The organism is Reyranella sp. CPCC 100927, assembly GCF_007859315.1.
Classification (GTDB): domain Bacteria; phylum Pseudomonadota; class Alphaproteobacteria; order Reyranellales; family Reyranellaceae; genus Vineibacter.
Genome location: NZ_VOHA01000019.1, coordinates 73,471 through 98,799, shown reverse-complemented (window position 1 = coordinate 98,799; position 25,329 = coordinate 73,471). Strand labels below are relative to the sequence as shown.

The following is a 25,329-nucleotide window of genomic DNA, read 5'->3' as shown; positions in this document are numbered from 1 at the left end:
CCCGCGCTCCCAGGATTTCAGGCTCTAACTGAGCAGCGCGCGAATGCGGGCCGCCACGGCCGGCAGGTCATCGGGCGGCGCCGTGGTGGCCGCCATCGGTTCACCTAATATATGCACGTGGTGGTCGCGCGCGAGCGACTGCCAGAGTGCCGCCATATCGCGCGGCAGCGTGATCCAGCCGCCGGCATACAGGGCATCGACGACTGGGCGCGGCAGCAGCCGCCACACCATGCGCGGCAACTGCTCGCGCCAGGACCGATCGAGCGGCACCGGCGCGACCGACACCGGTTTACCGCTATGGCAGGCTTCGGCGATCATCGATGCGCTGTCACCCGTCACCACCACGCGGTCGGCCAGGCCCACGACTCCGGCCAGCGCGTTGGACGCATCACCGGCGCGCCAGCGGTGAACCAGCCGCGGCACGGTGATCTCGGCTTCCAGTGCCGCAATCACGGCTTCGGGTGTTCGGCGGCTGGTCACCACCAGCACCGCACCGTTCATTCCGCGTGCCAGCACATCGACGTTCCGTCCGATGGCGTGCCCAGCCGCGGCATCGAAGCGCAGCGGCCGCGCCGAACCGCCGACCAGCACGGCCAGGAACGGCGGCTTCAGATCGCCCAGGCGGGAGGTCCAGCCTGCCGCGCCCTCGGCCATGGCAGCCGGATCGATACGGTTGAACGGCAGGCGCGCCGGCCAGACGTTGGCGCCTGAAGGCAGCTGGTATTGCGGCATCGCGACCACCAGGTCGAAAGCGGCCAGCGGCCCCCACGGACGGCCGACATTGACCAGCTTGGCCCGCCCGCCGCTGCGGTCCCGGATCCAGCGCGCGACGGGCGCCGTGCGACGGCCTGATGACAGCACCAGGTCGGGCCAGGGCGGTGCCAGGTCGGCGGTCGCCGGCGCTGCCAGCGATACGACCGAGGCCCCCAGCACGCGGTTGGGCAGGCGGTACAGCCCGTTGAATTTCAACGGCTTCTCGACCGTCGGCCAGGCCAGCGCACGGGCCAGCCGGCGCAGCTGCGCGGTATCGCCGCCTTTGTCGCCCACCAGCAGCCAGACCAGTGGCGCCGAACGCCTGACGTCGTGCATGACGATGTTGTAACGGACGCGGGTGCCAGTCTCCACCACCGGTTCGCCATGTGGTTGACAGCGCCGCGGCCCGTCCGGATAGTGCCGGCGAGCGGCGTGATCCGGTGATCGGCGAGGTCCGAAACTGGAGCGTCGCGTGTTTTTTTAAGCGATGGAGGATCGCGTGATACCGGCCGTGATGCCGACGTACGATCGGAAGGACGTCGCCTTTGAGCGTGGCGAGGGCTCCTACCTTTACGCCGTCGACGGCCGACGATTCCTCGACTTCACGTCGGGCATCGCCGTCAACAATCTCGGCCACTGCCACCCCACGGTCGTGAAGGCGCTGCAGGAACAGGCCGCCAGGCTGTGGCACACGTCGAACCTCTACCGCATCGCGCACGGCGAGCGCCTGGCGCAGCGGCTGGTCGAGCATTCGTTCGCCGACACGATGTTCTTCAGCAACTCGGGCGCCGAGGCGATCGAGGGCGGCATCAAGCTGGTGCGCAAGTACCAGTACGTGAACAACAAGCCGCAACGCTACAAGATCATCTGCTTCGACCAGGCCTTCCATGGCCGCACCGGCACGGCGCTGGCGGCGACCGGCAACGAGAAATACCTGCAGGGCTTCGGCCCCAAGGCGCCCGGCTTCGTGCACGTGCCGCTGAACAACACCAACGTCGTGCGCGATGCGATCGACGACGAGACGGCAGCCATCCTGGTCGAGCCGATCCAGGGCGAAGGTGGCGTGCGGCCCGGCACCGGCGAATTCCTGCGCGCACTGCGCGCCATTTGCGACGAGTTCGGCCTGCTGCTGTTCTTCGACGAGATCCAGTGCGGCTTCGGCCGCACCGGCAAACTGTGGGCGCATGAGTGGTTCGACGTGAAGCCCGACGTCATGGCCGTGGCCAAGGGCATCGGCAACGGCTTCCCGCTGGGCGCTTTCCTTGCCACCGAAAAGGCCGCGGCCGGCATGGTCTTCGGCACGCACGGCTCGACCTATGGCGGCAATCCGCTGGCCACGGCGGTCGGCAACGCCGTGCTCGACGTCATGCTGGCACCCGGCTTCTTCGACGGCGTGCGCGAGCGTATCGGCTATTTCCGCCCCAAGCTCGAAGCGCTGGTGGCGAAGCACCCCAAGGTTCTGTCGGAAGTGCGCGGCGCCGGGTTCATCAGCGGCCTGCGCTGCGTCGTGCCCAGCGGCGATCTGGTGAGCGCGCTGTTCGAACGCCAGATGCTGACCGTCGGCGCCGGCGACAACGTGGTGCGCATCTATCCATCGCTGGTCGCCGCGCGCGAAGACCTCGACCACGGCCTTGCCATCATCGACGAAGCCTGCACGGCGCTGGCGGCCAAGCACGCCGCGGCACCGGCGGGAGCCGCTCATGGCTGAGACCCGGCACTTCCTCGATCTCGACCGACTCGAACCGGCGCAGCTCCGGCACATCCTCGACCAGAGCCGCGGCTACAAGCGCGCCCGCGCCAATGGCGGTCACGACCAGCCGCTGGCCGGCAAGACGCTGGCCCTGATCTTCGAGAAGCCGTCGACGCGCACGCGCGTGTCGTTCGAGGTCGGCATGCGCGACCTCGGCGGCCGCACGGTGATGCTGGGCACCACCGATACGCAGCTGGGCCGCGGCGAGACCATCGCCGATACCGCCCGCGTGCTGTCGCGCTACGTCGATGCCATCATGATCCGCACGACGGCCGAGGAAAAACTGCTGGAGATGGCGCGCTATGCCACGGTGCCGGTCATCAACGGCCTGACCGACAAGACGCATCCCTGCCAGCTGATGGCCGACGTGATGACGTTCGAGGAGCATCGCGGCGCCATCAAGGACAAGGTCGTGGCCTGGTCGGGCGACGGCAACAACATGGCGACGAGCTGGATCCACGCCGCGGCGCAGTTCGACTTCCAGCTGCGCATCGCCTGCCCGCCCGAGCTGAAGCCACCGGCCGACGTGCTGGAATGGGCAGCCAAGCGCGGCGCCCGCGTCAGCGTCGTCCACGATCCGGTCGATGCGCTGAAGGATGCCGACTGCGTCGTCACCGACACCTGGGTGTCGATGGGCGACGAGGACGAGACCCGCACCGGCCGGCGCCACAATCTGCTGCGCGGCTATCAGGTCGACGACCGCATGATGAAGCTGGCCAAGAAGGACGCCATCTTCATGCACTGCCTGCCGGCCCATCGCGGTGAAGAAGTCACCGCCGACGTCATCGACGGGCCGCAGTCGGTCGTGTGGGACGAAGCCGAGAACCGGCTGCACGCGCAGAAGGGCATTCTCGCCTGGTGCCTGGGCCAGACCTGACGGATCTGGTGAGAGGGCCGGCGAGACCCTATATCGGTACGGCACGCGCCGCGCGATGACGGCACGCCACGGGCTCCCGTCAGGGCACGTGTCGATCGGTGCTTTGTAGGATTTGTCGGCATGATTACGACGCGTGCTGGATCCATCCTCGCCGCCCACAGCGATTCGGTGCTGCCCTTCCAGCTCGAGGCGCTGGGTGTGCGCGGCCGGGCTGTGCGGCTGGGTCCGGTGCTGGACACCATCCTGTCGCGACACGCCTACCCGACGCCGGTCGCCGCGCTGCTCGCCGAGGCGCTGGTGCTGGGCGCCGCGCTGGCCTCGGCGCTGAAATACGACGGCATCTTCACCTTGCAGCTGCGCGGCGACGGACCGGTGCGGTTGATTGTCGTCGACCTGACATCCGACGGCGCCCTGCGCGGCTACGCCCAGGTGGATGCCAAGCGCCTCGACGCCGTCCTGGCGGACGCGGCTGTCGACCCGGTGTCGGGATTGCCGTCCAGCCCGGTGCCGCGACTGCTGGGCGCGGGCCACATGGCCTTCACCGTCGATCAGGGCCCGCAAACCGAGCGCTACCAGGGCGTGGTGGCTCTGGACGGCGCGACATTGGCGGATTGCGCCCACCACTATTTCCGCCAGTCCGAGCAGCTGGCTGCCGGCCTGAAGCTGGCCGTTGCCCACGATGGCACGCACTGGCGCGCCGCCGCGTTGCTGCTGCAGGCTCTGCCCTCGGCCCAGCTCGTGGCCGAGCTGGATGCCGATGAACGGGAGGACCGCTGGCGCAAGGCGGTCGTCCTGCTGGGCAGCGCGACGGCGGCCGAGATGGTGGACCAGGGCCTGCCGGTCGAGGGCCTGTTGCTGCGCCTGTTCCACGAGGACGGCGTGCGCGCCTTCGACCGCCGGCCGCTGTACGATCAGTGCCGCTGCTCGCGGGCCCGCATCGACCGGGTGCTGCGCACGATCCGGCGCAGCGAACTCGATGAACTGCGCGATACCGGCGGCCGGGTCGTGGTCACCTGCGAGTTCTGCTCGACCGCGTATCGCTACGCCGACGCCGACCTGGACGCGCTGGAGACCGCCTGATTCAGGATACGGATGGTCATTTCGCAGGTGCGAAAGGTGCAGTGTTGTTTTCGCCTGGAGGTGGGATCGCCGCAATAGCGCCGTAAACGAGTTTACACTCCGGTGCCATGATACCGGCGTCTGCCTGGCACGCGCGTGTTGCGCCCGCATTGATCGGGGCGCTGGTGATTCTGATTTTGGTCGCGGCCCAGACGACGTTTGCCCAGAACATGCCGAGCCTGTCCGCCCCGCAACCCGGCCTGGCACCGCAGCCCGGCGCGCAGCCGCCGCAGAATGCAACCGCGCCGCGTGAGCCCCTGCCATCGCAACCGGCACCGGCGCCCGCCGCAGCGGCCAAGCGTCGGTCCTTCGATTTCTCGGTTCCCGATTTCGGCTCGGCGCCGCTGCGACTGGACGTGTCGCGCATCGAGGTCGTGCAAGCCTACGCGCCGCCGCAACGCGTGCCCAACGTCGAACACCGCATGATCATCTCGCCGCTGGCGATGGTCGACGACTGGGCGCGCCGCCATCTCGAAGCCGCGGCACCGGGGCGCGATGATTCGGCTGCCGTGTTCGTCATCGAGGATGCCAGCGTCATCACCGAGAAGATCCGCACGCGCAAGGGGCTGATCGAGTCGCTGATCCGCGAGGACTCCGACAAGTTCACCTTGCGGCTGGCGGTCACCCTGCAGGTGCGCGATCGGCTGGGCGCCACGGTCGGCAGCACCAGTGCCGAGGCCTCGGCCTGGCGCACCGTCCCCGAGGGCATGAAGGACGCCGACCGGTCGGCGGTATGGCACGACCTGCTGATCGCCGCGATGGACAACCTGGTGCCGGTCTTCGAGGCCAACACGCGGGCCTACCTGTCGCGCTTCCTGAAATAGGTTCCTGGGAGCGCGGGCGTCGTCCCGCCCGCCTTGGCGCGAAGCGCCAGTGATCATGAGCGGGCGGGACGCCCGCGGTCCCAGGACATCAGCGTTCCGCCCAGGCGATCATGCGATCGAGGAACGCATCGCAGGCGGTGAGCTGCGATGCCAGCACGAACTCGTTGGGCTGATGCGCCTGGGCGATGTCGCCGGGGCCGCAGACGATGGTCGAGATTCCGGTCTGCTGGAAGATGCCGGCTTCGGTGGCGTAGGCTACCATGGTCGCGTTGTTCGACCCGCTCCAGCTGCGGGCCAGCTGCTCGGCCTCGCCCTGGTCCTCGCCCTTGTATGCCGGCACCACGAAACGCGGCGTCATCTCGATGCGGGCCGACGGATGGCGCCGTTGCATCGCCGGCAGCAGCACGTCATCGATCTGCGCCTGCACGCGGCGGCGCGCCTCGTCGGCATCGTCGCCGGGAATCTGGCGGTACTCCCAGATCAGGGTGCATTCGCGCGCCAGGATGTTGCCGGCGGTGCCGCCGTTGAGCACGCCGACATTCATCGTGCCCCACGGCGGCATGTAGCCGTTGTCCGTCGCGCGGGCAGCAAATTCGTCCTGCAGCTGGTTGATGAAATGGATCAGGTCGCCGGCGACGTGCACCGCGCTGACGCCGAGATGGGTCATCGACGAATGCGCCTCGAAACCGGTGAACACGACCTGGTAGCTGTTCTGGCCCTTGTGACCCTTCACCGTGCCCATCATCGTGGGCTCGCCGATGATCACGGCGCGCGGCCGCGGCACGTCGCCCATCAGGCGCTCGGCCAGCGAATGAGCGCCGAGGCAGCCGACCTCCTCGTCGTAGCTGAAGGCGAAGTGCACCGGCACTTTCAGCCGCGCCGCCTTCAGGCGCGGCACGGCGGCCAGCGCGCAGGCGACGAACCCCTTCATGTCGCAACTGCCGCGGCCATAGAGCTTGCCGCCCTTCTCCGTCAGCCGCCATGGATCGGTGTCCCACGGCTGGCCATCGACCGGCACGACGTCGGTATGGCCCGACAGCACGATGCCGCCTTCGACAGCAGGCCCGATCGAAGCATAGAGATTGGCCTTCGTGCCGTCCGCGTTGGGCACCAGGGTCACGCCGACGCCATGGCCCGCGAAGTAGTCGCGGACCCAGTCGATCAGCGCCCGGTTACTCTTCGCCGACGTCGTATCGAAGCCGACCAGGCGGGTCAGCATGTCCGGCGACGTGTATGTCGAGGCTGTCATGGCGTGGCCTTCATCATCCATTCACGGCCGCTGCTCGGCCCATTCGACCATGCGGCGCATGAAGCTTTCGCACGCGTCGATCTGGGATTTCAGGATGAACTCGTTGGGCTGGTGCGCCTGGGCGATGTCGCCGGGGCCGCAGACAACGGTGGGCGCGCCGACGGTGCGCTGGAAGATGCCGGCCTCGGTACCGTAGGGCACGCTGCCCACGACGTTGGAGCCCGACCACGCGCGCGCCAATGCCTTGGCTTCGTCGTTGCCTTCGGGCGAGAACGGCGGCGTCGCCGAGCGCGCCTCCGTCACGATGTCGGCGTCGGGGTGCTTGCGCCGCATCGCCGGCAGCAGCGTGTTCTGCAGGTAGTCGAACGCGCGCCGCTCGATTTCCTCCTGGTCGTCGGTCGGCAGCACGCGCGAGACCCACAGCAACCGGCACTCGCGGGCCAGGATGTTGCCGGCGGTGCCGCCGTCCACGGTGCCGACGTTGATGGTCGACATCGGCGGCATGAACTCGCTGTCCTTCGACGCACGGGCCTCGAGTTCAGCCTCCAATCGATTGAGGAAGGCGATGAACTCGCCGGCGAAATGGATGGCGCTGACACCCAGGTGCGTCATCGACGAATGCGCTTCGACACCGGTGAATGTCGTCACATAGCTGCGGGCGCCCTTGTGGGCATGGATCACGGTCATCATGGTCGGCTCGCCGATCACGACGACGCGCGGCGCCGGCACTGCCCCCTTCAGCCGCTCGGCCAGCGAGTGGGCGCCGATGCAGCCGACCTCCTCGTCATAGCTCAGCGCGAAGTGGATCGGAACCTTCAGCTTGGCGCGCAGGAAGTGCGGCACCATCGCGAGCCCGATGGCCGAGAACGCCTTCATGTCGCACGTGCCGCGGCCGTAGTACTTGTCGCCCTTGTCGGTCAGCGCCCACGGATCGGTATCCCAGGGCTGGCCGTCGACCGGCACCACATCGGTGTGCCCCGACAGCACGATGCCGCCCGCTTTCATCGGCCCGACCGTGGCGTAGAGATTGGCCTTGGTGCCGTCCTCGTTGGGCACCATGGTCGATTCGATGCCGTGCCCCTTGAGGTAGTCGCGAACGTAGTGAATCAGCGCCAGGTTCGATTCACGCGACGTCGTGTCGAACGCCACTAGGCGTCGCAGCATTTCGACCGAACCGACGATTTCTCCCGACATTCAGAAGCTCCACCCTTTGTAAGGGTGGATATCGCCACGTCAGCACCCCCGAATCAAGCGACGGGCCGGCATATCTTCTTTCCCTGGAAGCGCAGGCGTCCCGCCCATAGGCGCTAACTTTTGGCGATGTTCCAACCACTGACCTCATCCTGAGGAGGCCGCGTAGCGGCCGTCTCGAAGGATAGGCTATAGGCGAAGTCTTGGAAAAAGCGTGTTCGCAGCGCCTGCGTCGTTGCCCACCCTTCGAGACGCGGCCCTGCGGGCCGCTCCTCAGGGTGAGGTTCATGCGTAAGTTAGCGCCTATGGGCGTCCCGCCCGCGCTCCCAGGGGAAGACCTACGCGTAGCCGCCGGCGCCGTTCTTGCCGATCATGGCCAGGAACTCGCGGCGGGTCGACGGATCGTCGCGGAAGGAGCCCAGCATGCGGCTGGTCACCATGGCGACACCGGGCTTGCGGATGCCGCGCGTGGTCATGCACTGGTGCGCCGCCTCGATGACGACCGCCACGCCGCGCGGTTCGAGCACTTCCTGGATGCAGTTGGCGATCTGCGCCGTCATCTTCTCCTGGATCTGCAGCCGCTTGGCATACGCCTCGACGATCCGCGCCAGCTTGCTGATGCCCACCACGCGATGGGCCGGCAGATAGCCGACATGCGCCTTGCCGATGATCGGCACGATGTGATGCTCGCAGTACGACTCCAGGCGGATGTCGCGCAGCACGACCATCTCGTCGTAGCCGTCGGTTTCCTCGAACGTCCGGGCCAGGATCTCGCGCGGATCCTCGGCGTAGCCGGCAAAGAATTCCTCGTACGACCGCACGACGCGATCGGGCGTGCCGACCAGGCCTTCGCGGTCGGGATCATCGCCGGCCCAGCGAATCAGCGTACGCACCGCCTCTTCGGCCTCGGCGCGTGACGGTTTCACCTGGGATGCGGCGACCGCGGCTGAACCCAGATCGGGCCTTTTCAGCACCTTGTTCATCCCTCGATCCTTCCTGGCTGCTGATAGTCTCAGTTCAGAGTCCGATGCTCCTGGGACAGCGCCGCCCTGTGCTCGCGCGGCAAGTCGAGGGAGAATGTGGGGATTCGGATGTCGAAACGCTCGCCATTCTCCGCCACCATCTGATAGGTCCCCGTCATGAAGCCCGACGGCGTGTCGAGCGGACAACCGCTGGTGTACTCGAACGACTTGCCGGGCTCGATCGTCGGCGTCTTGCCGACAACACCCGGACCGCGCACCTCTTCCTGCCGGCCGCGTGCATTGGTGATCATCCAGTGCCGGCTCACCAGTTGCACCTTCTCCGTGCCGCGGTTCTCGATGCGCACGGTATAGGCCCAGACCCAGCGACCGTCGTCGGGCTCGGACTGGTCCTGTAAATACGTCGGCGCCACCGTCACGCGGATCGCACGCGTTTCCTCGCTGAACATCATTCGCTCCGTACCGGCCCGCTGCCGCGCTCCGATTCTATCGCCGTGCGGCGTCGGTCGCCAGACGATGGATAGGCATTACAGACATACCGAGCGCAATAGGTGGGGTGCACATGCGTGCATTCAAGCTGGCGCGACGATTGGCCCGCGGCCACCGCCACGGCGGCGCCGGCAGCCGATCAAAGTGTATATGCACTTTATTATTTCCGCGCCGCGATACCTACGCTATGATTCCGGGCAGGATGACCCGCACCGTGAAACACATGATGACCGAGCCGTCCAAGATTGATCTGCCGAAAGACCTGCAGCCGCCGCAGTGCACCTTGTTGCGGCTGCGCCGCACGACGCGCCGCGTGACGCAGATCTACGATCACCACCTGGCGCCGCTGGGCCTGCGCATCACCCAGTATTCGCTGCTGGGCAATCTCATGGGACAGCCACCGATGCCCATCGGCACGTTCGCCGAGATCATGGGCATGGATCGCACCACGCTGACCCGCAACATCCGGCCGTTGATTCGCGCCGGCTGGATCGACCTGGTGGCGGGTGAGGATCGCCGGCAGCGGGCGATCGCGCTGACGGCGGACGGCAAGGCCATCTTCCGCCGCGCCGTGCCCCTGTGGCGCCAGGCCGAGAGCGATCTGCGCGCCGCCGTCGGCGCCGATGCCATCAGCCAACTGCAGCACCTGCTCGATCACTCGCTGGAGCGCATCGCGCCACAGGCGTGAACGACGTCACAGGTTGGCGTCGAAGAAGCCGTATTCCAGTTCCATCGCGCGGCGATAGGCATTGCGCACCGCCGGGCTGTCGCTGGCGTGCCAGTCCACCAGCCCCTCCAGGGTCACGGCCAGCGCCTCGAACTCAGGCGCCGCATAGGCACGCACCCACTCGGCGTAGGGCGGCGCCACGGGCGCCTTGGCCAGTTCCTGGCCGAGAAAGGCATAGAGGCGCATGCAGGGCGTCATCGCCGCGGTCGTGAGCCCGATGCCGCCCATGCGCGCCAGTTCGATCAGGAATCCGGTGTAGGCTTCCGTCGCCGGTCCCGGCGTCACGTTGGACAGGTCGACGCCCCAACGCTCGGCGTAGCCGGCGTGCAGCTTCAGTTCGTCGATGACGCCCGCGATCAGGCCGGCGAAGGCCTGCAAGTCGGCGCGCGCCGTCGATTGCGCCAGGCAATGGGCATAGGCCCGGGCAAAGGCCTCGAGGAAGTACGCATCCTGCGCCACGTAGCGGCGAAAGCTGTCGATCGGCAGGCTGCCGTCGCCCAGCCCGCGCAGAAACGGATGCGCGAGCGTGCGTTGCGCCCAGTCGGCATTCGCCGCCCACAGCTTTTGCGACAGGGTCGCGGCAACAGGCTCGGTCGTCATGGCGTCCAGATATAAAGATCCGGACGCCTCATACCAACCGGCGTGTCGCCGCGATCCCGGGGTTGTCCTCAACCGCAGGGGCATCGCAGGTCACACTTCTTGCGCGCCGTCTTCATCCTGATGCGACGGCGGATGACAGGAGAGCCCTTGGCGTCAGCCGGCCAAGGCCTGCACCAGATCGGCGATGATGTCCTCGGCATCCTCCAGGCCGACCGACAGCCGCACCAGGCCATCGGTGATGCCGAGCTTGGCCCGCTCGACCTCGCCGATACGCTTGTGCGTCGTCGTCGCCGGGTGCGTCACCAGGCTCTTGGCGTCGCCGAGGTTGTTGGAGATGTCGATCAGCTTCAGGCGATTGAGGGTCTCGAACGCCGCCCACTTGCCGGCCTTCAGCTCGAAGGCGACGATGCCGCCGCCCTGCGGCATCTGCCGCATCGCCAGCGCATGCTGCGGGTGATCCTTGCGGCCGGGGTAGAGAACGCGGGCCACTGCCGGATGGCCGGCGAGCGCATCGGCGACGCGCACGGCGTTGGCGCTGTGCCGCTCGACGCGCAATGCCAATGTCTCCAGTCCTTTCAGCAATACCCAGGCATTGAACGGGCTGAGCGAGGGGCCGGTGTTGCGCGTGATCGGCTGCAGCTGGTCGATGATGTATTCCTTCGATCCCAGCACGGCGCCGCCCAACGTGCGGCCCTGGCCGTCGATGTACTTGGTCGCCGAATGCACGACCACATCGACGCCGAATTCGAGCGGGCGCTGCAGGACCGGCGTCGCGAACGCGTTGTCGAGCACCACCTTGGCGCCGGCCGCATGCGCCAGGTCAACCACCGCCTTGATGTCGACGATGTCGAGCATGGGGTTGGACGGAGTCTCGAACAGCACGGCCTTCGCCGGACGCGACAGCGCCTTCTTCCAGGCGTCCAGATCGGTGCCGTCGACCAGTTCGCTCTCGATGCCGAAACGCGGCAGCAGGTCGGTGACGATGTAGTGACACGAGCCGAACAGCTGGCGTGCCGCCACGACGCGATCGCCGGTGCGCAACAGCGCCAGCAGGGAATAGAAGACGGCGGACATGCCGGTCGCCGTCGCGCGACACGCCTCGGCGCCTTCCAGCGCGGCGAGCCGGTCCTCGAAGGACGACACCGTCGGGTTGCTGAAGCGCGAATACTGGAAGCGGTCGAGCCCGCCGGAGAAGGCCGCCTCGGCTTCCTCGGCGCTGCGATAGACGTAACCCGAGGTCAGGAACAGCGCTTCCGATGTCTCCTCGAAATCGCTGCGGCGCAGGCCGCCGCGCACCGCGCGCGTCTGCGGCCGCCAATCCGCGATCCCGTCGTCCTGCCGTGTCTCGATGCGTCGCCCGCGGAAATCGCCGTCCATCACATCCTCCCGACCAGCGCGGTATCGACTGAACCGCGCAAACGAAAAAAGCCCCGACCGAGAAGGGCGGGGCTTTTTTCGAAGCGCTCCCGACCTTTTAGCGGTTTTTTACGTGGCCGCAAGCCGGTCGGCTTCAAATCCCACGATGGCGTCGTCATACAACCAGGTGGAGCCCCGCGCAAGCGCTAAAGGAATAGATGCCGCGCTGTTGCGTTCATCTGACAACCGCCATCCACTGGCCGTCGTGCCGGCGGCTGGCGGACCGCCGTTTCGGGCGTCACGGGTAACCTGCGTTTCCAGGCCCATCCGCAACGCCCGGGATGGCGGCACCCTTGTGACAGGCGTGTGGCATGGCCAGCGCGCCTGCAATGCAGCCGTGTCCGTGCTGCATCCAGCTTCTCCACGGTCCACCGCCGCGCTAGTCTCGCCGCAACCCAGCGGAGAGAAACGACGAGGCGGCTATGAAGACGTACGTCTATGTCGGCGCGGCGCAAACGTTTGGCGCCGATGCCCGCACACCTATGCAAGGCATCTATCGTCTCGATGTCGCGCGCGGCCAGTGGGATACCCTCAGCAGCGGCCTGCCGGACAAGGTGGAGGTCCGGTGCCTCGCCACCCATCCCGGCGCGCCGCACATCGTCTATGCCGGCACCCAGGCCGGCCCCTACCGCAGCACCGACGGCGGCGACAGCTGGACCGCGCTGGCGCTGCCCGGCAAGGAGCAGCTGGTCTGGTCGCTGTTGATCCATCCCAAGGATCCGCAGACGATCTATGCCGGCACCCAGGGCACGACGATCTATCGCAGCCGCGATGGCGGCGCGACGTGGCGCGAGTTGTCGCCGCCGGAACCGCGCGGCATGGTGCACATGAGCTTCCCCTGCCGCGTCATCCGGCTCGTCGTCGATCCCGGCCGGCCGGACGATCTCTACGCCGCGCTGGAAGTCGGCGGCGTGATGCGCAGCCACGACGGCGGCGATACCTGGCAGAGCTGCAACGACAGCCTGCTGGAACATGCCGAGCAGCCGCGGCTGAAGAGCCGCATCGTAAGCGACACGGAAACCGAGGGCATGATGGATTCGCATGCGCTCGCCATCAGCCCGGCGCAGTCGGGTACCGTGTTCCTCGCCAACCGCATGGGCCTGTTCCGCAGCGACGACGGCGGTGGCCGCTGGACGGAGATGGAGATCGGTCGCTTCTCGCCGCTGACCTATGCGCGCGACGTCAAGGTATCACCGCACGATCCCCGGACCATGTACGCCGCGTTGAGCGTCGCGGCCCAGAGCGATGCCGGCTCGCTCTACCGCAGCCACGACCTGGGCCAGAGCTGGCAGCGCTTCGATCACGACGTGTCGATCGACAGCACGTTGATGATCATCGCGGCCAGCGCCGCCAACCCCGACCGCGTCTGGTGCGCTGCCCGCCGCGGCCAGGTCTTCGGCACCGAGGACGGCGGCAAGAACTGGCAGCAGCATCAGCTGCCCGGTGGCGTCGAGGGCGTGTACGCGCTGGCAACGGCGTAGTCGCCGACATCCGTCGTTACGCCAGGTTGCACCGCGCTCTGGCGATAATCGCTATCGAGGGGGGAACATCATGCTACGGCCATTGGCGGGCCTGGGCGCCGCCTGTCTTTCCATCGTCCTGCTCGCAACGGCGGGCGACGCGCGGGCGCAGGTCGCCGCAGCGGCGCCTGACATCGCCCAGAAGATCGCGGGCTTCGGTCGCGTCATCAATCCGCCCGACATCGCCGCACTCTATGCGCCGCTGCACGAGAAGGAGCCCTATGCCGGCGTCAAGGTGACACGCGATCTCAAGTACGGGCCGGCCGATCGCAACCTGCTGGACGTCTTCGCCACCGAGGGGGCGAGCGGCGCGCGGCCGGTGCTGATCTTCGTGCATGGCGGCGGGTTCGTCGCCGGCAACAAGCGGGCGCCGGGCACACCGTTCAATGACCAGGTCCCGTTGTGGGCGGCCCGCAACGGGTTCATCGGCGTGAACATGACCTATCGTCTGGCGCCGCAGAACCCGTGGCCGGCCGGCGCGCAGGACATGGGCGCCGCCGTGCGCTGGGTGCGCGCGAACATCGCCGCCCATGGCGGCGATCCGGCCCGCGTCTTCCTGATGGGCCATTCGGCCGGCGCCGTGCATGTCGCCTCCTATGTGGCGCAGCCCACATTCCACGGCCCCGACGGCATCGGGCTGGCGGGCGCCATCCTGGTGTCCGGCCTGTTCGACCTGACGGCGCGCCCGCCGGGCCCGCCGGAGAAGGCGTATTTCGGCGAGGACACCGCCACCTACGCCGACCGCTCGTCGCTGCCCGGACTGCTCAAGGCCCGCATTCCGCTGCTGGTCGTCTATGCCGAGCTCGACCCGCCGGCCTTCGAGCAGGAGTCGGAGAAGCTCAACGCCGCGCTGTGCCAGGAGAAGCGCTGCCCCAAGCTGGTCAAGCTTCCCGGGCACAGCCACATCTCCGAGGTCTATGCCATCAACACCAAGGATGTCGGCCTGACCAACGAGATCCTCGCGTTCACGAAGGCGGCGCGCTAGCCCTGGGAGCGCGGGCCTCTGGCCCGCTCATATCAGGCGCTACGCGCCAAGCATTCGCCTTGATGCGGGCGGGACGCCCGCGCTCCCAGGCTACCCCGTCGTTGCCGTGAACACGCGCACGTAGTTGCCGCCGAGGATCTTGCCGGCTTCGTCGGGCTTGAAGCCGGCCGCCAGCAAGGCAGCGGCGAGATCGGGCAGCTGCCGATAATTGTCGAACGCAGCCGGCGACAGCAGGCCCAGCATGTCGCTGCCGATGCCGACATGATCGATACCGACGGCATCGACCATGCGCGCGATGCCACCGGCATACGCGGCGAGATCGGCGAAGATCGTGGCCGGCGGCCATATGCCGATCACGCCACCGGTGCGTGCGATGATCTTGGCATGGTCCGGTGAGATCAGCCGGCTGCGGGCGCCGGGCTTGGCGCTCAGGGATGTGTGCGACAGCACCAGCGGCTTGGTGGTGACCGATGCGGCGCGCTTCACCAGATCGAGCGTGCCATGCGCCACATCGACCACGATGCCCAGCCGGTTGCAGGTGCGCACGACGTCGGCGCCGAAATCGGTCAAGCCACCCTGCTGCGGCGCTTCCGTCTGGATGTCGCCCAGCTCGTTGACCCGGTAGTGCGTCAACTGCAAATGCCGCAACGACCAGGTCGCCTGTGCCTCGTGCAGCCGCTCGATGCGGCCCTCGAGAAAATCGGCGCCCTCGGCCGAGATCACCACGGCGGGGCCGCGGCGGCGCGCCTCCGTCAGGGTCGCGGCATTCGTCACCACCGCCAGCTGTTGCTTGCGCACCAAGTCGGTCACGCGCTCGAAGGAACGACGGCCCCAGGCGTAGAGTTCGCCCGGCTCGGGCGTGCGGTTTGCCACGATGCGCCGCTGCTCCTGCAGGATCCGGATCACCGGTGAATCAGCCACCATCGCCAGGCAGACCAGCGCCATGCCGCCTTCGCGCATGGGGTCGGCGACTGACGTGAAAGGATTGCGGCTGCCGAGAACGTGGCCGGCGTGGCTATGGATGTCGACGCTCACCGTCTGAGCGATGAGTTGCCGCGCCCGTTCGAGGTGCTGCGCGCGACCGGGGGATTCCGTCGGCCGCGGCACCTCGCTCGGCCCCTGCGCCGCGGCGATCGCCGGATAGAAAAGCGATGCGGCGGCAAGCACCAGGCGCCGGCTCAGCCCGCTGCCGTCATCCGGCCGCGGCAAGGTGGCCACGATCTGCGCGTCGCGCAATTGCCAGCGCCAGCCGGCGGGATCATCGTCCGCCAGTCGACGCCAGCGCCCGCGCAGCCGGACAGGATAAGACGACAGCGCGAGCGGCTCACTGGCCAGGACCTCGACGCATCGCGACGGATCGGCAGGCAGGCAACTCCGGCAGCAGACCGGCTCCGGCGTCAGCAGGAAATAGTCGTGCCGCTCCGCCGCTTCGACCGGCGCCATCCAGCCGACAAGCTCGACGACGGCATTCGATGGCACACGCGCGACAACGCCCGCCAGATCAGGCCAGTCCAACGCTGTTGCTGGCGGGTACGGTATGCATGGCATAGCGCCAGCGTAGTCCTCGCTCACCGCGATGCCAATTGGACCGCAACAGGTTCAAGGAGCAAAAGAGTGTATCTTGATCCTGAGATGCATGCCTGCCCAACGCTTCGACTTTCCCAATCCGCGCGGCGAGCGCCTGGCGGCCCTGCTCGACCTGCCCGATGGCACGCCGCGCGCCTACGCACTGTTCGCGCACTGCTTCACGTGCGGCAAGGATGTGCTGGCCGCCTCGCGGATCGCCCAGGGCCTGACGCGGCTGGGCATCGCAGTGCTGCGTTTCGACTTCACCGGGCTGGGCGCCAGCGACGGTGAGTTCGCGAACACCAACTTTTCGTCCAACATCGCCGACCTCGTGGCCGCGGCCGATCATCTGCGGCAGACGCATGCGGCACCGCAACTGCTGATCGGCCACAGCCTGGGCGGCGCCGCGGTTCTGGCCGCCGCCGGCGACATTCCCGAGGTGCGCGCCGTGGCCACCATCGGCGCGCCCAGCGATCCCAGCCATGTGACGCACCTGCTGCGCGACAAGCTGGCCGACATCCAGGCGCACGGCGAGGTCGAGGTCACCTTGGCCGGCCGACCGTTTCGCGTGCAGCGCCAGTTCCTCGAGGATGTCGCCCACCAGAAACTCGGCGAGCGGGTCGCGCACCTGCGCAAGGCGCTGCTGATCCTGCACGCACCGGGCGATGAGACCGTCGGCATCAAGAACGCCAGCGCGATCTTCGGCGCCGCCAAGCATCCCAAGAGCTTCGTGTCGCTCGACGATGCCGACCACCTGCTGCGCCGGCCACGCGATGCCGCCTATGCCGCCACGGTCATCGCGGCGTGGGTCGAGCGCTATCTCCAGACGCGTGCCGCCGACGTCGTCGATCAGAGTCCCGTCGACGGCGTGCTGGTGGAAGAAACCGGCGGCGGCCGCTTCCAGCAACGCATCAGCGCCGGCAAGCACCGGCTGCCGGCCGACGAACCGGTGGCATCCGGCGGCCTCGATTCCGGCCTCGACCCCTACAGCCTGCTGCTGTCGGCGCTGGGCGCCTGCACCAGCATGACCTTGCGCCTCTATGCCGAGCGCAAGCAGCTGCCGCTGGAGCGCGTGTCGGTATATCTGCGCCACGCCAAGATCCACGCCGCCGATTGCGCCGAATGCGAGACCAAAACCGGCCGTCTCGACCGGATCGACCGCGAGATCGTGCTGCGCGGCACGCTCGACGAGACGCAGCGCAAGCGCCTGATCGAAATCGCCGACATGTGTCCCGTCCACCGCACCTTGACATCGGAGGTTCTGATCAAGACCAGCGAGCGCACCGCCGGGACGAACTGACAGTCAAACAGCGTTGAGTGGAGAGGAACCGATGCCGGACGCACACGCCAACGCCGATCTCTATCTGCACGTCCGGGTGATCGTCAGCATCATTCTCGGGCTCAGCATCGCCCGCCTGCTGAACGGCGTCGCACGGTTCGTCCAGCATCCCCGGCGGCACCGCATCTGGTGGACGCATCTGGGTTGGGTCGGCTGGATGCTGCTGTCGGTGATCGGTTTCTGGTGGTGGGAATTCCGACTCGCCGAAGTACCGCGGTGGACATTCGAGACCTACGTCTTCGTCGCGCTCTACGCCTCGGTCTACTTCCTGCTCTGCACCCTGCTGTTCCCCGACGACATCGCCGAGTACAGTGGATTTCAGGACTACTTCATGTCGCGGCGCGGCTGGTTCTTCGGGCTGCTCGCCGTCAGCTTCCTGCTGGACGTGGTCGACACCTGGCTCAAGGGCGCCCAACACTTTCACGCGCTCGGTCTGGAGTATCCGATCAAGATCGCCTGCTCGCTGGTGCTGTGCGTCGTCGCGATGCGCACGACCGATCTGCGTTTTCACGGCGTCCTGGTGGTCGTTGCGCTTCTCTACCAGGCCACCTTCCTGGCCCGCTACTACAGCGCGCTGCTGTAGCCCTGGGAGCGCGGGCGTCTCGCCCGCATCTGCGAAAGCTCCGCTGTCATCGACATGAGCGGGCCAGAGGCCCGCGCTCCCGGGGCCCTTCGCTCCGGCTAAGGCCGGGTGCCGACCGCGCAGTGCATGGGATGCGCCATGAACAGCAATCTCTCGCCGGCCGCGGCATCGCGGAGCACGCTCCACGCCTTCGTTTCGTCCGATGACAGCAGCGACAGCACGTGATCCTCGCGGTAACGCCAGATCGGGCCGGCGGGTCGATCGAGCGTTACCAGCGTCGGAAAGCAGACCAGATCGCGCAGTCCGGCCTGCCGCATGCGCCGGTACAAGCTGGCGTCTGCCACGCCGCGCGGGCCGACGGATTGCGGCGGCGTATCGATCTTGCGGCGGATCGCGTCCGGCACCGCCAGGTTCCACCATTGCGGCATGTCGATCGCGCGCACGATGACGCCGACCCGACCACCTGGACGCACCACGCGCATCATCTCGGCCAACGCGAGATCGGCGTCGCACTCCTCGAGCACGGTCACCGAATACGCGCCTGTGAAGGTGCCGTCGTCGAACGGCAGGGCCTCGGCACTGCCCTCGACAAACCGGATACGCCCGTCGAGCCCCTCCGCCGCTGCGAGCGCCTCCGCCTCGCGCAACAGGAACGGGTTGGTGTCGACGGCGGTGATACGGTGCGACGCGCCTCGACGACCGGCCAACAGGCGATCGAGCGCGCCGCTGCCGCAGCCGACATCGAGAATGGCCGCGTCGGGTGACGGCGCCATCGTGTCGATCAGGGTTCCGAACATCGCCCGGTAGCTCGGCGCCCGCGCCCTGTCTTCCAGTGCGGCGACACCGCCCAGGTGCGGCCCGCCCAAGGTCACGACGGTGAAGCGGGCCGCCAGCCGCGGCAGGATCGGTGCCCATTGCGAGGGCGCCAGGAAGAACGGCAGCAGGACGAGGACAGGCCCGGTCCCGTCGATGCGCCACGTGATGCCGCCATGCACGCCCTGCCGGGCGGTGCCGGTGCACAATGTGCCGGGCATTGCCGCACGGGCGCCGGCGCGATCGAGGAAGCCCGTCATCAGGGCGGCCAGTTCATCGGACCGGTCCGCGGCGACATCGGCCCAGCCCGGTGCATCATAGCCGGCGAGCACGACACGCTCGGCGCCGGCCAGGCGTTCGACGGCGCGCGTCGTGGCGCCGACCGTCGGTCCGCTGTCACCCGACACCATCAGGATCCGATCGGCGAGCGTCGTGAACGGCGTGGCATCGAGACGCGTCGGCGTGCAAAGCACGATGCCCATCAACCGATCGCCATGCTCGCTGGCCAGGCCGGCGATATCGGCGGGTATCTGCGTGGCAACGTGGGCTGTTGCGATGCCCAGATGATCCCACAGCGCGACGAGCCGCTCGGCGGTCGTCAGATCCACATCATCGGCCACGCGACTCACCAGGAATATCAATCGTCGTAGGCCACCGGCGTGGTTTCCGCCTCCTCGCGATGCCAGGTCCAATAGAGATCTCGGATGCGTGTCGTCATCGCGCCGGGCGCGCCATTGCCATAGACGCGACCGTCCAGCCGCGTCAGCGGCATGACACCGCCGGCGGTCGACGTCAGGAAGATCTCGTCGGCATCACGGAACTCGGCCACCGGCACCGGCCTGATCTCGACGGCAATGCCGTTGCGGCGGCAGATGTCGATCACGGTCTGGCGCGTGATGCCTTCCAGCACGCCGCTGTCGGGTGTCATCACGGTGCCATCCCGCACGGCAAAGACGTTGAAGCCGGGCCCTTCGGTGACGACGCCATCCATGCTGGGCAGAATCACCGTGTCGGCGCCGGCGTCATAGGCATCGAACAGGCTGCGCTCCATGTCGAGCCAATGATAGTTCTTGATCGTGGGATCGACCGACTGCGCCGGGATACGCGGCCGCGGGGCGATGACAGCCGACAGGCCGCTCTGCTGCTTCTCGGGGCTCGCGATCCAGATGAACGGCAGCGCATAGGCGACGAAGCTATTGGCGCACTGGCGCAGATCGCGCACGCCGGCCGGCGGACGGCCGCGTGTGCACAGCATCGCGACATAGGCCTCGCGCAGCCCCGTGCGCCGCACGCATTCCATCAGGATGGCGCGAATGGCGTCGCGGTCATGCGGGATGCTCATGCGCAGCCGTGCCATCGAGGCCAGAAAGCGGTCGAGGTGATGCTCGAGACGGAAGAAGCGTCCATCCCAGACATGCACGACATCGTACGTGACGTCGGACCGGGTGAAACCGTAATCCAGCACCGACACGGTGATCTGCTCGACCGGCTTGTAGTCGCCGTCGGCGAAGCCGACGCCGGTCGGCGTCAATGTCCGCGCGGGCATCGCGCGGGCGGCAGTGCTGATGGACATGGCGGCGCCCTCCAAACCTTCCTGCTGTCCAGCATGACGACGGACATCCAGGCCGGCAAGGTGGCACCGCGCCGGTCAGCGTTGCTCCGCCGCCAGGAAGGCCCGGACCTCGGCGAGCAGTCGCGGCCACGCCGTCTCGTTTTCCAGCGGCATGTGGCTGCGGCTGTCCAGGGCAACGAAGCGGGCCCCTGGAATGGCGATGGCGAGATTGCGCCCTTCCTCGAAGGGCGTGATGCCGTCATCGCGCGCGTGCAGGACCAGGGTCGGACAACGGACCTGCGGCAGCAGCGCGCGAATGTCGATCCGCCCCCAGGTGTCATGGATCCGGGTCAGATTGTCCGCCGACGTCATCCTGCGCTGCAAGTCGTTGAGCAGCTGCATCTGCACCCGGCTGGCATCCGGCATGACCAGCGACGTGATCATCTGGCGCACGGCTGGATTTTCCTGCGCCCACCCCTGCTCGAACAGCACGCCGATGGCCTGACGGCGCGCGGCGTCATGCCGGGCTCGCAGCATCGCGCCCACGGCGAAACCACCGATGCAGACGAGATGGCTCACCCGCTCCGGATAGCGCACGGCATAGGCAATGGCCGCCGCACAACCCTGCGAAAACCCCAGCAGCGGCACCCGCGACAAGCCCGCCGCGTCAATGACCGCTCCAAGGTCGCTCGCGAGCGCATCGACTGAAAAATCATCGACGCGACGTGCCGACAGGCCGCTGCCGCGCTGATCGTAGCGGATCAGGCCATGATCGGACGCCAGTTCCCGCAGCCAATGCCCCCACAGCGGGCTTTGATGGTCGTGCTCGAGGTGGGTCATCCAGTTGGCGACCCGGACCAGAGGTGGCCCCGCGCCTGCGGCGGTATGCGCGATCCGCACGTCGCCGGGCCCGGTGCAGAAGCGGACCGCCTGCACTGCCGACACGGGTGCCACGTCAACCGCCGCGGGTTCGGGTGCCCCAGCAGGGGACGCCGCCGGGGCACCGTCACGCCACACCTGCAGCAGCGGACCGACCGGCCCGCCGACGCCGCGCAGCAAGCGGCCGGCCGTCTCGTATTGCTCGCGCGCCTCGCGGTGACGACCGGCGGCGAGCAGAAGACGGATCATCCGGCTCCAGGCATGTTCACTGAGCGGTTCGATCGTCACCAGCACGCGCGCGTGCGGCAGCGCCTGATCGGGTATCGATGCCAGGCGATCGGCCAGCTGCGTGCGCAACATCACGTGGATCTGCCGCGCGTTCTCGCGCTCGGCGACACACCACGATCGAAAGGCGTGGTCGTCGGGAAGCTCCAGGCCGTCGAGAAACGGTCCGCGGAACCAGGCGGTGGCTTCCTGCAGCTGCTCGAGCGACGCCGCCGCCACGTCGGCGGCGAGAAGGGCGCGGATGTCCGCCAGATCGACCGACGCGCTCTGGGGATCGAAACGCACCGTATCGCGCTCGGCGATGATCAGCGGCCGCTCCGCCGGCGGCGTCAGCAGGCGGATCTGGCTAAGGTTCCAACGCAGCGATCCGCGCGGATCCTCGGCGGCATCCCACAGCAACTCGCCCAGCCGCTCGCGCCGGTGCGGCTGGCCGGTCGCCGCCAGAAAGGCCAGCAGGGCGCGCGCCTTGCGTGATCGTGGCAGCTCGAGGGGCGCTGTGCCGCGCAGCACCTGCATGTCGCCGAGCAGTCGGATCGCCAGCATGATGAGGCAAGCTCACTGTACACCCCCTCTCCCCGCGAGACTGGAGAGAGGGGAAACCGTCCAATGCTCAACCCTTCGCCTTGGCCGCCGCGCGCAACTTGGTGATCGTGGTCCGCGACGTGATCTGCTCGATCTCGGTCTTCACGTGGATGATCGACGGCAGATTGACGGCCAGGCAGCGCTCGAAGGCCGGCGCGAAATCGTCGGTCTTCAGCACCGTCTCGCCATGACCACCGAAGGCGCGCGCGTAGGCAGCGAAGTCGGGGTTGCGCAGCTCCACGCCATGGGCGCGGCCGGGATGCTCGCGCTCCTGGTGCATGCGGATCGTGCCGTAGCCGCCGTTGTCGACGACGACCACGATCAGGTTGGCGCCGTACTGTACGGCGGTCGCGAACTCCTGTCCCGTCATCAGGAAACAACCGTCGCCGGCGAAGGCGACGATGGTACGCGACGGTTCCACGATCTTGGCCGCGATCGCCGCCGGCACGCCGTAGCCCATGGCACCGCTGGTCGGCGCCAGTTGCGAGCGCAGGCCGCGGTACTGGAAGAAGCGGTGCACCCAGCCGGCGTAGTTGCCGGCGCCGTTGGCGATGATGGCGTCGTCGGGCAGCCGCTTGTTCAGCCACGCCACGACCTCGCCGAGATTGACGGCGCCGACCGCGTCGGAAGGCTTGAGCGTGGCCAGGTAGTCCGCCCGCGCCACGGTCACATCGGCGGCCCAGCGCGGCCCGGCCACCGGCGGCAGGGCGCGCGCCGCCTGCGCGAACTGCGCCATGCCGCTGTTGATCATCAAGGCCGCTTCGTAGACGCGGCCGAGTTCGTCGACACCGGCATGCACGTGCACCAGCGGCTGCCGCGGCACCGGAATGTCGAACAGCGTGTAGCCGCCGCTGGTCATCTCGCCCAGGCGCGGCCCGATGGCGATGATCAGATCGGACTCCTGCACCCGCTTGCCCAGCGGCGGGTTGATGCCGATGCCGACGTCGCCGACAAAATTGGGGTGACGGTTGTCGATCAGGTCGGTGTTGCGAAAGGCCGTGGTCACCGGCAGCTTGTTGGCCTCGATGAAGGCGCGGATGTCGTCGCAGGCTTGGCTTGTCCAGCCGCCGCCGCCCAGGATCACCAGCGGGCGCTCGGCCTTGGCCAGCATGTCGTGCAGGCGCGTCATGTCCTGCGGCGCCGGCGCCGCCCGCACGGTCGTATACGGCAGGGCGTCGGCGACCTCGACAAGGTCGGTCAGCATGTCTTCCGGCAGGGCCAGCAGGACCGGACCGGGACGCCCCGACACGGCGCGGTGAAAGGCCTGGCTGACCAACTCGGGAATGCGCCGCGCGTCCTCGATCTGCGCCGCCCACTTGGTGAGCGGTCCGAACATGCGGCGATAGTCGATCTCCTGGAACGCCTCGCGTTCCTCCTGCTCGCGCGCCACCTGCCCCACCAGCAGCACCATGGGCGTGCTGTCCTGGAAAGCCGTGTGCACGCCGATGCTGGCGTTGGTGGCGCCCGGACCGCGGGTGACGAAACAGACTCCAGGCTTGCCGGTCAACTTGCCGTAGCCCTCGGCCATGTTGGCGGCGCCGCCTTCCTGGCGGCAGATCACGAACTTGATGGCGTTGCGCGCATCATGCAGCGCATCCAGCGCCGCGAGATAGCTCTCGCCCGGTACGCCGAAGATGTGGTCGACGCCGTGGATGCGCAGCTGGTCGACCAGCACCTGGCCGCCGGTGCGAGTCATGAGGCCGGTCGGTGTGCCAGCGGAAGACGGGGTTGTGGACATGGACTTTCGCTATGACGTGATGCTGGAGAACGAATGCGCCGTGGCCGGTGCTGCCAACGCAATACCCGGAAAGGATGTGTCCTATCGATTGATCGGCGCGAAGCTGGTCGGGACCACGATGCGGTTGGTCATGGTCTGGAAGAAGCTCGACACCTTGGCGAGATAGGCCTGCCAGGCCGGGTCGGCTTGCATCGCGGCGCGCCGCTTCTGGCGGTCGGAGAGATCCTCGTAGGCCCAGATATGGATGATTTCGTTGACGTTACCCACTTCCGTGGTGAACCAGGCGAACGGTTTGCCGAGATGCTTGCTCTGCACGGGGAAGCCCTCCGCTTCGTAGATCGTCAGGAACTCGCGCAGCTTGCCCGGATGCAGCACGTACGTGCGGTGATCCAAAATCATCGGTATCTCCTGTGCGTATTTGAATGCGTGTTGGGCCGGCATCGTGCACCGGCGCTTCCACCATCACAAGCGAGTGCCTCATGCAGTCTTTGTTTAAACCCGACAAGCACGGGTGGACATTTGATGTTGCAGGGGGCATAGTCGTGAGGTTGGCAGAGTTCCGGCGGTTGCATGAGCCGCCGATCTTGGGCTAACTGGTTTCGGTTGCGACTTCGGAAGTCTTTGGACGACAGGCCAGATATGTGTTTTCCGGCACCAGGCCGCCGTTGCGGCACTGGGTCTCTGGCGGCGCACCCGATCGTTTTTCTCCCCACCCGTCAACGAGCCTCTTGGGAATGAGCCGCAAACTTTTCGTGGGCAACCTGCCCTATACGTGCACGAACGAAGATCTGACCCAGCATTTCTCGCCCTACGGCGAGGTAGCTTCAGCCAAGATCATCATGGACCGCGAAACCGGCCGCAGCCGCGGTTTTGCGTTCGTCGAAATGGCGACAGACGAAGCCGGCACCGCCGCAATGAAGGCGTTGGATGGCTCGCAGTTCGGTGGGCGAGCGCTCGCCGTACGCGAGGCCGTGGAACGTCAGCCCGGTGGCGGTGGTGGTGGTGGCGGCGGCGGTTTCGGCCGCGGCCCGCGCTCCTTCGGTGACGGTGAGGGCGGTGGCGGCGGTGGCTTCCGCCCGCGCGGCCCCGGCGGCTATGGACGTGGCCCCGGCGGGGGTGGTGGTGGCGGCTTCGACCGCACACCGCGTAGTCCCTATGGCCGTGGCGGCGAAGGCGGCGGTGGCGGCGGCTTCGATCGCGGCGGCGGTGGTGGCGGCGGCTACGGCCGCGGACCCGGCGGCGGCGGCTATGGTCGTGGACCCGGCGGTGGCGGCGGTGGCTTCGACCGCGGCCCCGGCCCTGGTCCTGGCGGCGGCGGTGGCGGCTTCGACCCGGGTGCGGATCGCGGCGGCGAGCGCCGGCGTGGCGGTCCCGATCGTGGTGATCGCCGACGCGACCGCGACGACGACGGCGACGATCAATAGGCTGTAGACGCTGGGCGCTTCAGCGCTCAGGGAGATCTACTTCTGGCTCCGGCGAGTCTTCGCCGGAGCCATTTTTATGCAGTTTAAT

Annotated in this window: 23 protein-coding genes and 1 riboswitch; of the genes, 10 read left to right on the top strand and 13 right to left on the bottom strand. The window is 67.7% G+C overall.

Going from position 1 to position 25,329, the window contains the following annotated elements:
* Nucleotides 1-24: 24 nt before the first annotated feature.
* Nucleotides 25-1,125, bottom strand: a complete 1,101-nt coding sequence (locus FQU96_RS32640) for a mitochondrial fission ELM1 family protein (RefSeq protein WP_146545578.1) — start codon at nt 1,123-1,125, stop codon at nt 25-27.
* A 115-nt stretch (nt 1,126-1,240) separates the two neighbouring features.
* Here FQU96_RS32640 and FQU96_RS32635 point away from each other — a divergent pair, with 115 nt between their 5' ends.
* The 4 genes from FQU96_RS32635 to FQU96_RS32620 all read left to right on the top strand — a co-directional run bounded on the left by FQU96_RS32635 (nt 1,241) and on the right by FQU96_RS32620 (nt 5,323).
* Nucleotides 1,241-2,461: an aspartate aminotransferase family protein gene (locus FQU96_RS32635; protein ID WP_218574966.1), complete on the top strand. Its 1,221-nt coding sequence runs from the start codon at nt 1,241-1,243 to the stop codon at nt 2,459-2,461.
* Nucleotides 2,454-3,380 carry an ornithine carbamoyltransferase gene (argF, locus tag FQU96_RS32630; protein ID WP_146545576.1) on the top strand — a complete coding sequence of 309 codons (927 nt, stop codon included), beginning with the start codon at nt 2,454-2,456 and terminating at the stop codon, nt 3,378-3,380. The genes FQU96_RS32635 and argF overlap by 8 nt, the downstream gene beginning before the upstream one ends.
* Before the next feature lie 120 nt (nt 3,381-3,500).
* Nucleotides 3,501-4,460 carry an Hsp33 family molecular chaperone HslO gene (locus tag FQU96_RS32625; protein WP_146545575.1) on the top strand — a complete coding sequence of 320 codons (960 nt, stop codon included), beginning with the start codon at nt 3,501-3,503 and terminating at the stop codon, nt 4,458-4,460.
* Between the two features lie 164 nt (nt 4,461-4,624).
* Entirely contained in the window at nt 4,625-5,323 is a 699-nt protein-coding gene (locus FQU96_RS32620) for a hypothetical protein (RefSeq protein WP_146545574.1), read from the top strand.
* An 88-nt stretch (nt 5,324-5,411) separates the two neighbouring features.
* Here the strand turns inward: FQU96_RS32620 and argE (FQU96_RS32615) are convergent, their stop codons facing one another.
* The 4 genes from argE (FQU96_RS32615) to apaG all read right to left on the bottom strand — a co-directional run bounded on the left by argE (FQU96_RS32615) (nt 5,412) and on the right by apaG (nt 9,192).
* Nucleotides 5,412-6,572 (bottom strand): acetylornithine deacetylase, encoded by a 1,161-nt coding sequence (gene argE / locus FQU96_RS32615; RefSeq protein ID WP_146545573.1) that lies wholly within the window; start codon nt 6,570-6,572, stop codon nt 5,412-5,414.
* 21 nt (nt 6,573-6,593) lie between these two features.
* Entirely contained in the window at nt 6,594-7,766 is a 1,173-nt protein-coding gene (gene argE / locus FQU96_RS32610; RefSeq protein WP_218574965.1) for an acetylornithine deacetylase, read from the bottom strand.
* Between the two features lie 335 nt (nt 7,767-8,101).
* A complete protein-coding gene (folE, locus tag FQU96_RS32605) occupies nt 8,102-8,746 on the bottom strand; it encodes a GTP cyclohydrolase I FolE (protein ID WP_146545572.1) in 645 nt (214 codons plus the stop codon).
* 29 nt (nt 8,747-8,775) lie between these two features.
* Nucleotides 8,776-9,192, bottom strand: a complete 417-nt coding sequence (gene apaG / locus FQU96_RS32600; RefSeq protein ID WP_146545571.1) for a Co2+/Mg2+ efflux protein ApaG — start codon at nt 9,190-9,192, stop codon at nt 8,776-8,778.
* 266 nt (nt 9,193-9,458) lie between these two features.
* Here apaG and FQU96_RS32595 point away from each other — a divergent pair, with 266 nt between their 5' ends.
* A complete protein-coding gene (locus FQU96_RS32595) occupies nt 9,459-9,920 on the top strand; it encodes a MarR family winged helix-turn-helix transcriptional regulator (protein WP_146545614.1) in 462 nt (153 codons plus the stop codon).
* Between the two features lie 6 nt (nt 9,921-9,926).
* On the opposite strand, the gene FQU96_RS32590 is transcribed toward FQU96_RS32595, so the two are convergent.
* Together FQU96_RS32590 and metZ are read right to left on the bottom strand one after the other, a co-directional pair.
* Nucleotides 9,927-10,559 (bottom strand): TenA family protein, encoded by a 633-nt coding sequence (locus FQU96_RS32590; protein WP_146545570.1) that lies wholly within the window; start codon nt 10,557-10,559, stop codon nt 9,927-9,929.
* Between the two features lie 153 nt (nt 10,560-10,712).
* Complete coding sequence (gene metZ / locus FQU96_RS32585) at nt 10,713-11,936, bottom strand: O-succinylhomoserine sulfhydrylase (RefSeq protein WP_146545569.1); 1,224 nt, start codon at nt 11,934-11,936, stop codon at nt 10,713-10,715.
* 77 nt (nt 11,937-12,013) lie between these two features.
* Nucleotides 12,014-12,090, bottom strand: a riboswitch (SAM riboswitch).
* A 307-nt stretch (nt 12,091-12,397) separates the two neighbouring features.
* Here metZ and FQU96_RS32580 point away from each other — a divergent pair.
* Both FQU96_RS32580 and FQU96_RS32575 read left to right on the top strand, forming a co-directional pair.
* A complete protein-coding gene (locus FQU96_RS32580; protein WP_146545568.1) occupies nt 12,398-13,456 on the top strand; it encodes a hypothetical protein in 1,059 nt (352 codons plus the stop codon).
* A gap of 70 nt (nt 13,457-13,526) precedes the next feature.
* Nucleotides 13,527-14,480, top strand: a complete 954-nt coding sequence (locus FQU96_RS32575) for an alpha/beta hydrolase (RefSeq protein WP_146545567.1) — start codon at nt 13,527-13,529, stop codon at nt 14,478-14,480.
* Between the two features lie 90 nt (nt 14,481-14,570).
* Here the strand turns inward: FQU96_RS32575 and FQU96_RS42880 are convergent, their stop codons facing one another.
* Nucleotides 14,571-15,995, bottom strand: a complete 1,425-nt coding sequence (locus tag FQU96_RS42880; protein ID WP_255468678.1) for a dipeptidase — start codon at nt 15,993-15,995, stop codon at nt 14,571-14,573.
* 121 nt (nt 15,996-16,116) lie between these two features.
* On the opposite strand from FQU96_RS42880, the gene FQU96_RS32565 reads away from it, so the two are divergent.
* Together FQU96_RS32565 and FQU96_RS32560 are read left to right on the top strand one after the other, a co-directional pair.
* Nucleotides 16,117-17,346, top strand: coding sequence for an alpha/beta fold hydrolase (locus FQU96_RS32565; protein ID WP_146545566.1), 1,230 nt, complete (start codon nt 16,117-16,119; stop codon nt 17,344-17,346).
* 31 nt (nt 17,347-17,377) lie between these two features.
* Complete coding sequence (locus tag FQU96_RS32560) at nt 17,378-17,968, top strand: hypothetical protein (RefSeq protein ID WP_146545565.1); 591 nt, start codon at nt 17,378-17,380, stop codon at nt 17,966-17,968.
* Between the two features lie 98 nt (nt 17,969-18,066).
* Here the strand turns inward: FQU96_RS32560 and FQU96_RS32555 are convergent, their stop codons facing one another.
* The 5 genes from FQU96_RS32555 to FQU96_RS32535 all read right to left on the bottom strand — a co-directional run bounded on the left by FQU96_RS32555 (nt 18,067) and on the right by FQU96_RS32535 (nt 24,216).
* On the bottom strand, nt 18,067-19,401 hold the full coding sequence (locus tag FQU96_RS32555; RefSeq protein ID WP_146545564.1) for a methyltransferase domain-containing protein: 1,335 nt from the start codon (nt 19,399-19,401) through the stop codon (nt 18,067-18,069).
* Nucleotides 19,402-19,418: 17 nt separating this feature from the next.
* A complete protein-coding gene (locus FQU96_RS32550; RefSeq protein ID WP_146545563.1) occupies nt 19,419-20,354 on the bottom strand; it encodes an aminotransferase class IV in 936 nt (311 codons plus the stop codon).
* Between the two features lie 75 nt (nt 20,355-20,429).
* Nucleotides 20,430-22,040 carry an alpha/beta fold hydrolase gene (locus tag FQU96_RS32545; protein WP_146545562.1) on the bottom strand — a complete coding sequence of 537 codons (1,611 nt, stop codon included), beginning with the start codon at nt 22,038-22,040 and terminating at the stop codon, nt 20,430-20,432.
* A gap of 67 nt (nt 22,041-22,107) precedes the next feature.
* Entirely contained in the window at nt 22,108-23,775 is a 1,668-nt protein-coding gene (locus tag FQU96_RS32540; protein ID WP_146545561.1) for a thiamine pyrophosphate-binding protein, read from the bottom strand.
* A 123-nt stretch (nt 23,776-23,898) separates the two neighbouring features.
* Nucleotides 23,899-24,216 carry an NIPSNAP family protein gene (locus FQU96_RS32535; protein ID WP_146545560.1) on the bottom strand — a complete coding sequence of 106 codons (318 nt, stop codon included), beginning with the start codon at nt 24,214-24,216 and terminating at the stop codon, nt 23,899-23,901.
* 335 nt (nt 24,217-24,551) lie between these two features.
* Here FQU96_RS32535 and FQU96_RS43070 point away from each other — a divergent pair, with 335 nt between their 5' ends.
* Nucleotides 24,552-25,241, top strand: a complete 690-nt coding sequence (locus FQU96_RS43070; protein WP_146545559.1) for an RNA-binding protein — start codon at nt 24,552-24,554, stop codon at nt 25,239-25,241.
* The last annotated feature ends 88 nt before the right edge of the window (nt 25,242-25,329 follow it).

Bases quoted from the DNA above. Each gene is read 5' to 3' on its own strand.
- argF (WP_146545576.1), top strand. From the start codon at position 2,454: ATGGCTGAGACCCGGCACTTCCTCGATCTCGACCGACTCGAACCGGCG.
- FQU96_RS32595 (WP_146545614.1), top strand. From the start codon at position 9,459: ATGACCGAGCCGTCCAAGATTGATCTGCCGAAAGACCTGCAGCCGCCG.
- FQU96_RS32575 (WP_146545567.1), top strand. From the start codon at position 13,527: ATGCTACGGCCATTGGCGGGCCTGGGCGCCGCCTGTCTTTCCATCGTC.
- FQU96_RS32560 (WP_146545565.1), top strand. From the start codon at position 17,378: ATGCCGGACGCACACGCCAACGCCGATCTCTATCTGCACGTCCGGGTG.
- FQU96_RS32590 (WP_146545570.1), bottom strand. From the start codon at position 10,559: ATGACGACCGAGCCTGTTGCCGCGACCCTGTCGCAAAAGCTGTGGGCG.
- FQU96_RS32625 (WP_146545575.1), top strand. From the start codon at position 3,501: ATGATTACGACGCGTGCTGGATCCATCCTCGCCGCCCACAGCGATTCG.
- apaG (WP_146545571.1), bottom strand. From the start codon at position 9,192: ATGTTCAGCGAGGAAACGCGTGCGATCCGCGTGACGGTGGCGCCGACG.
- FQU96_RS32580 (WP_146545568.1), top strand. From the start codon at position 12,398: ATGAAGACGTACGTCTATGTCGGCGCGGCGCAAACGTTTGGCGCCGAT.
- FQU96_RS32545 (WP_146545562.1), bottom strand. From the start codon at position 22,040: ATGCTGGCGATCCGACTGCTCGGCGACATGCAGGTGCTGCGCGGCACA.
- FQU96_RS32550 (WP_146545563.1), bottom strand. From the start codon at position 20,354: ATGTCCATCAGCACTGCCGCCCGCGCGATGCCCGCGCGGACATTGACG.
- metZ (WP_146545569.1), bottom strand. From the start codon at position 11,936: ATGGACGGCGATTTCCGCGGGCGACGCATCGAGACACGGCAGGACGAC.
- FQU96_RS43070 (WP_146545559.1), top strand. From the start codon at position 24,552: ATGAGCCGCAAACTTTTCGTGGGCAACCTGCCCTATACGTGCACGAAC.
- folE (WP_146545572.1), bottom strand. From the start codon at position 8,746: ATGAACAAGGTGCTGAAAAGGCCCGATCTGGGTTCAGCCGCGGTCGCC.
- FQU96_RS32535 (WP_146545560.1), bottom strand. From the start codon at position 24,216: ATGATTTTGGATCACCGCACGTACGTGCTGCATCCGGGCAAGCTGCGC.
- FQU96_RS32540 (WP_146545561.1), bottom strand. From the start codon at position 23,775: ATGACTCGCACCGGCGGCCAGGTGCTGGTCGACCAGCTGCGCATCCAC.
- FQU96_RS32635 (WP_218574966.1), top strand. From the start codon at position 1,241: ATGGAGGATCGCGTGATACCGGCCGTGATGCCGACGTACGATCGGAAG.
- argE (WP_146545573.1), bottom strand. From the start codon at position 6,572: ATGACAGCCTCGACATACACGTCGCCGGACATGCTGACCCGCCTGGTC.
- argE (WP_218574965.1), bottom strand. From the start codon at position 7,766: ATGTCGGGAGAAATCGTCGGTTCGGTCGAAATGCTGCGACGCCTAGTG.
- FQU96_RS32565 (WP_146545566.1), top strand. From the start codon at position 16,117: ATGCCTGCCCAACGCTTCGACTTTCCCAATCCGCGCGGCGAGCGCCTG.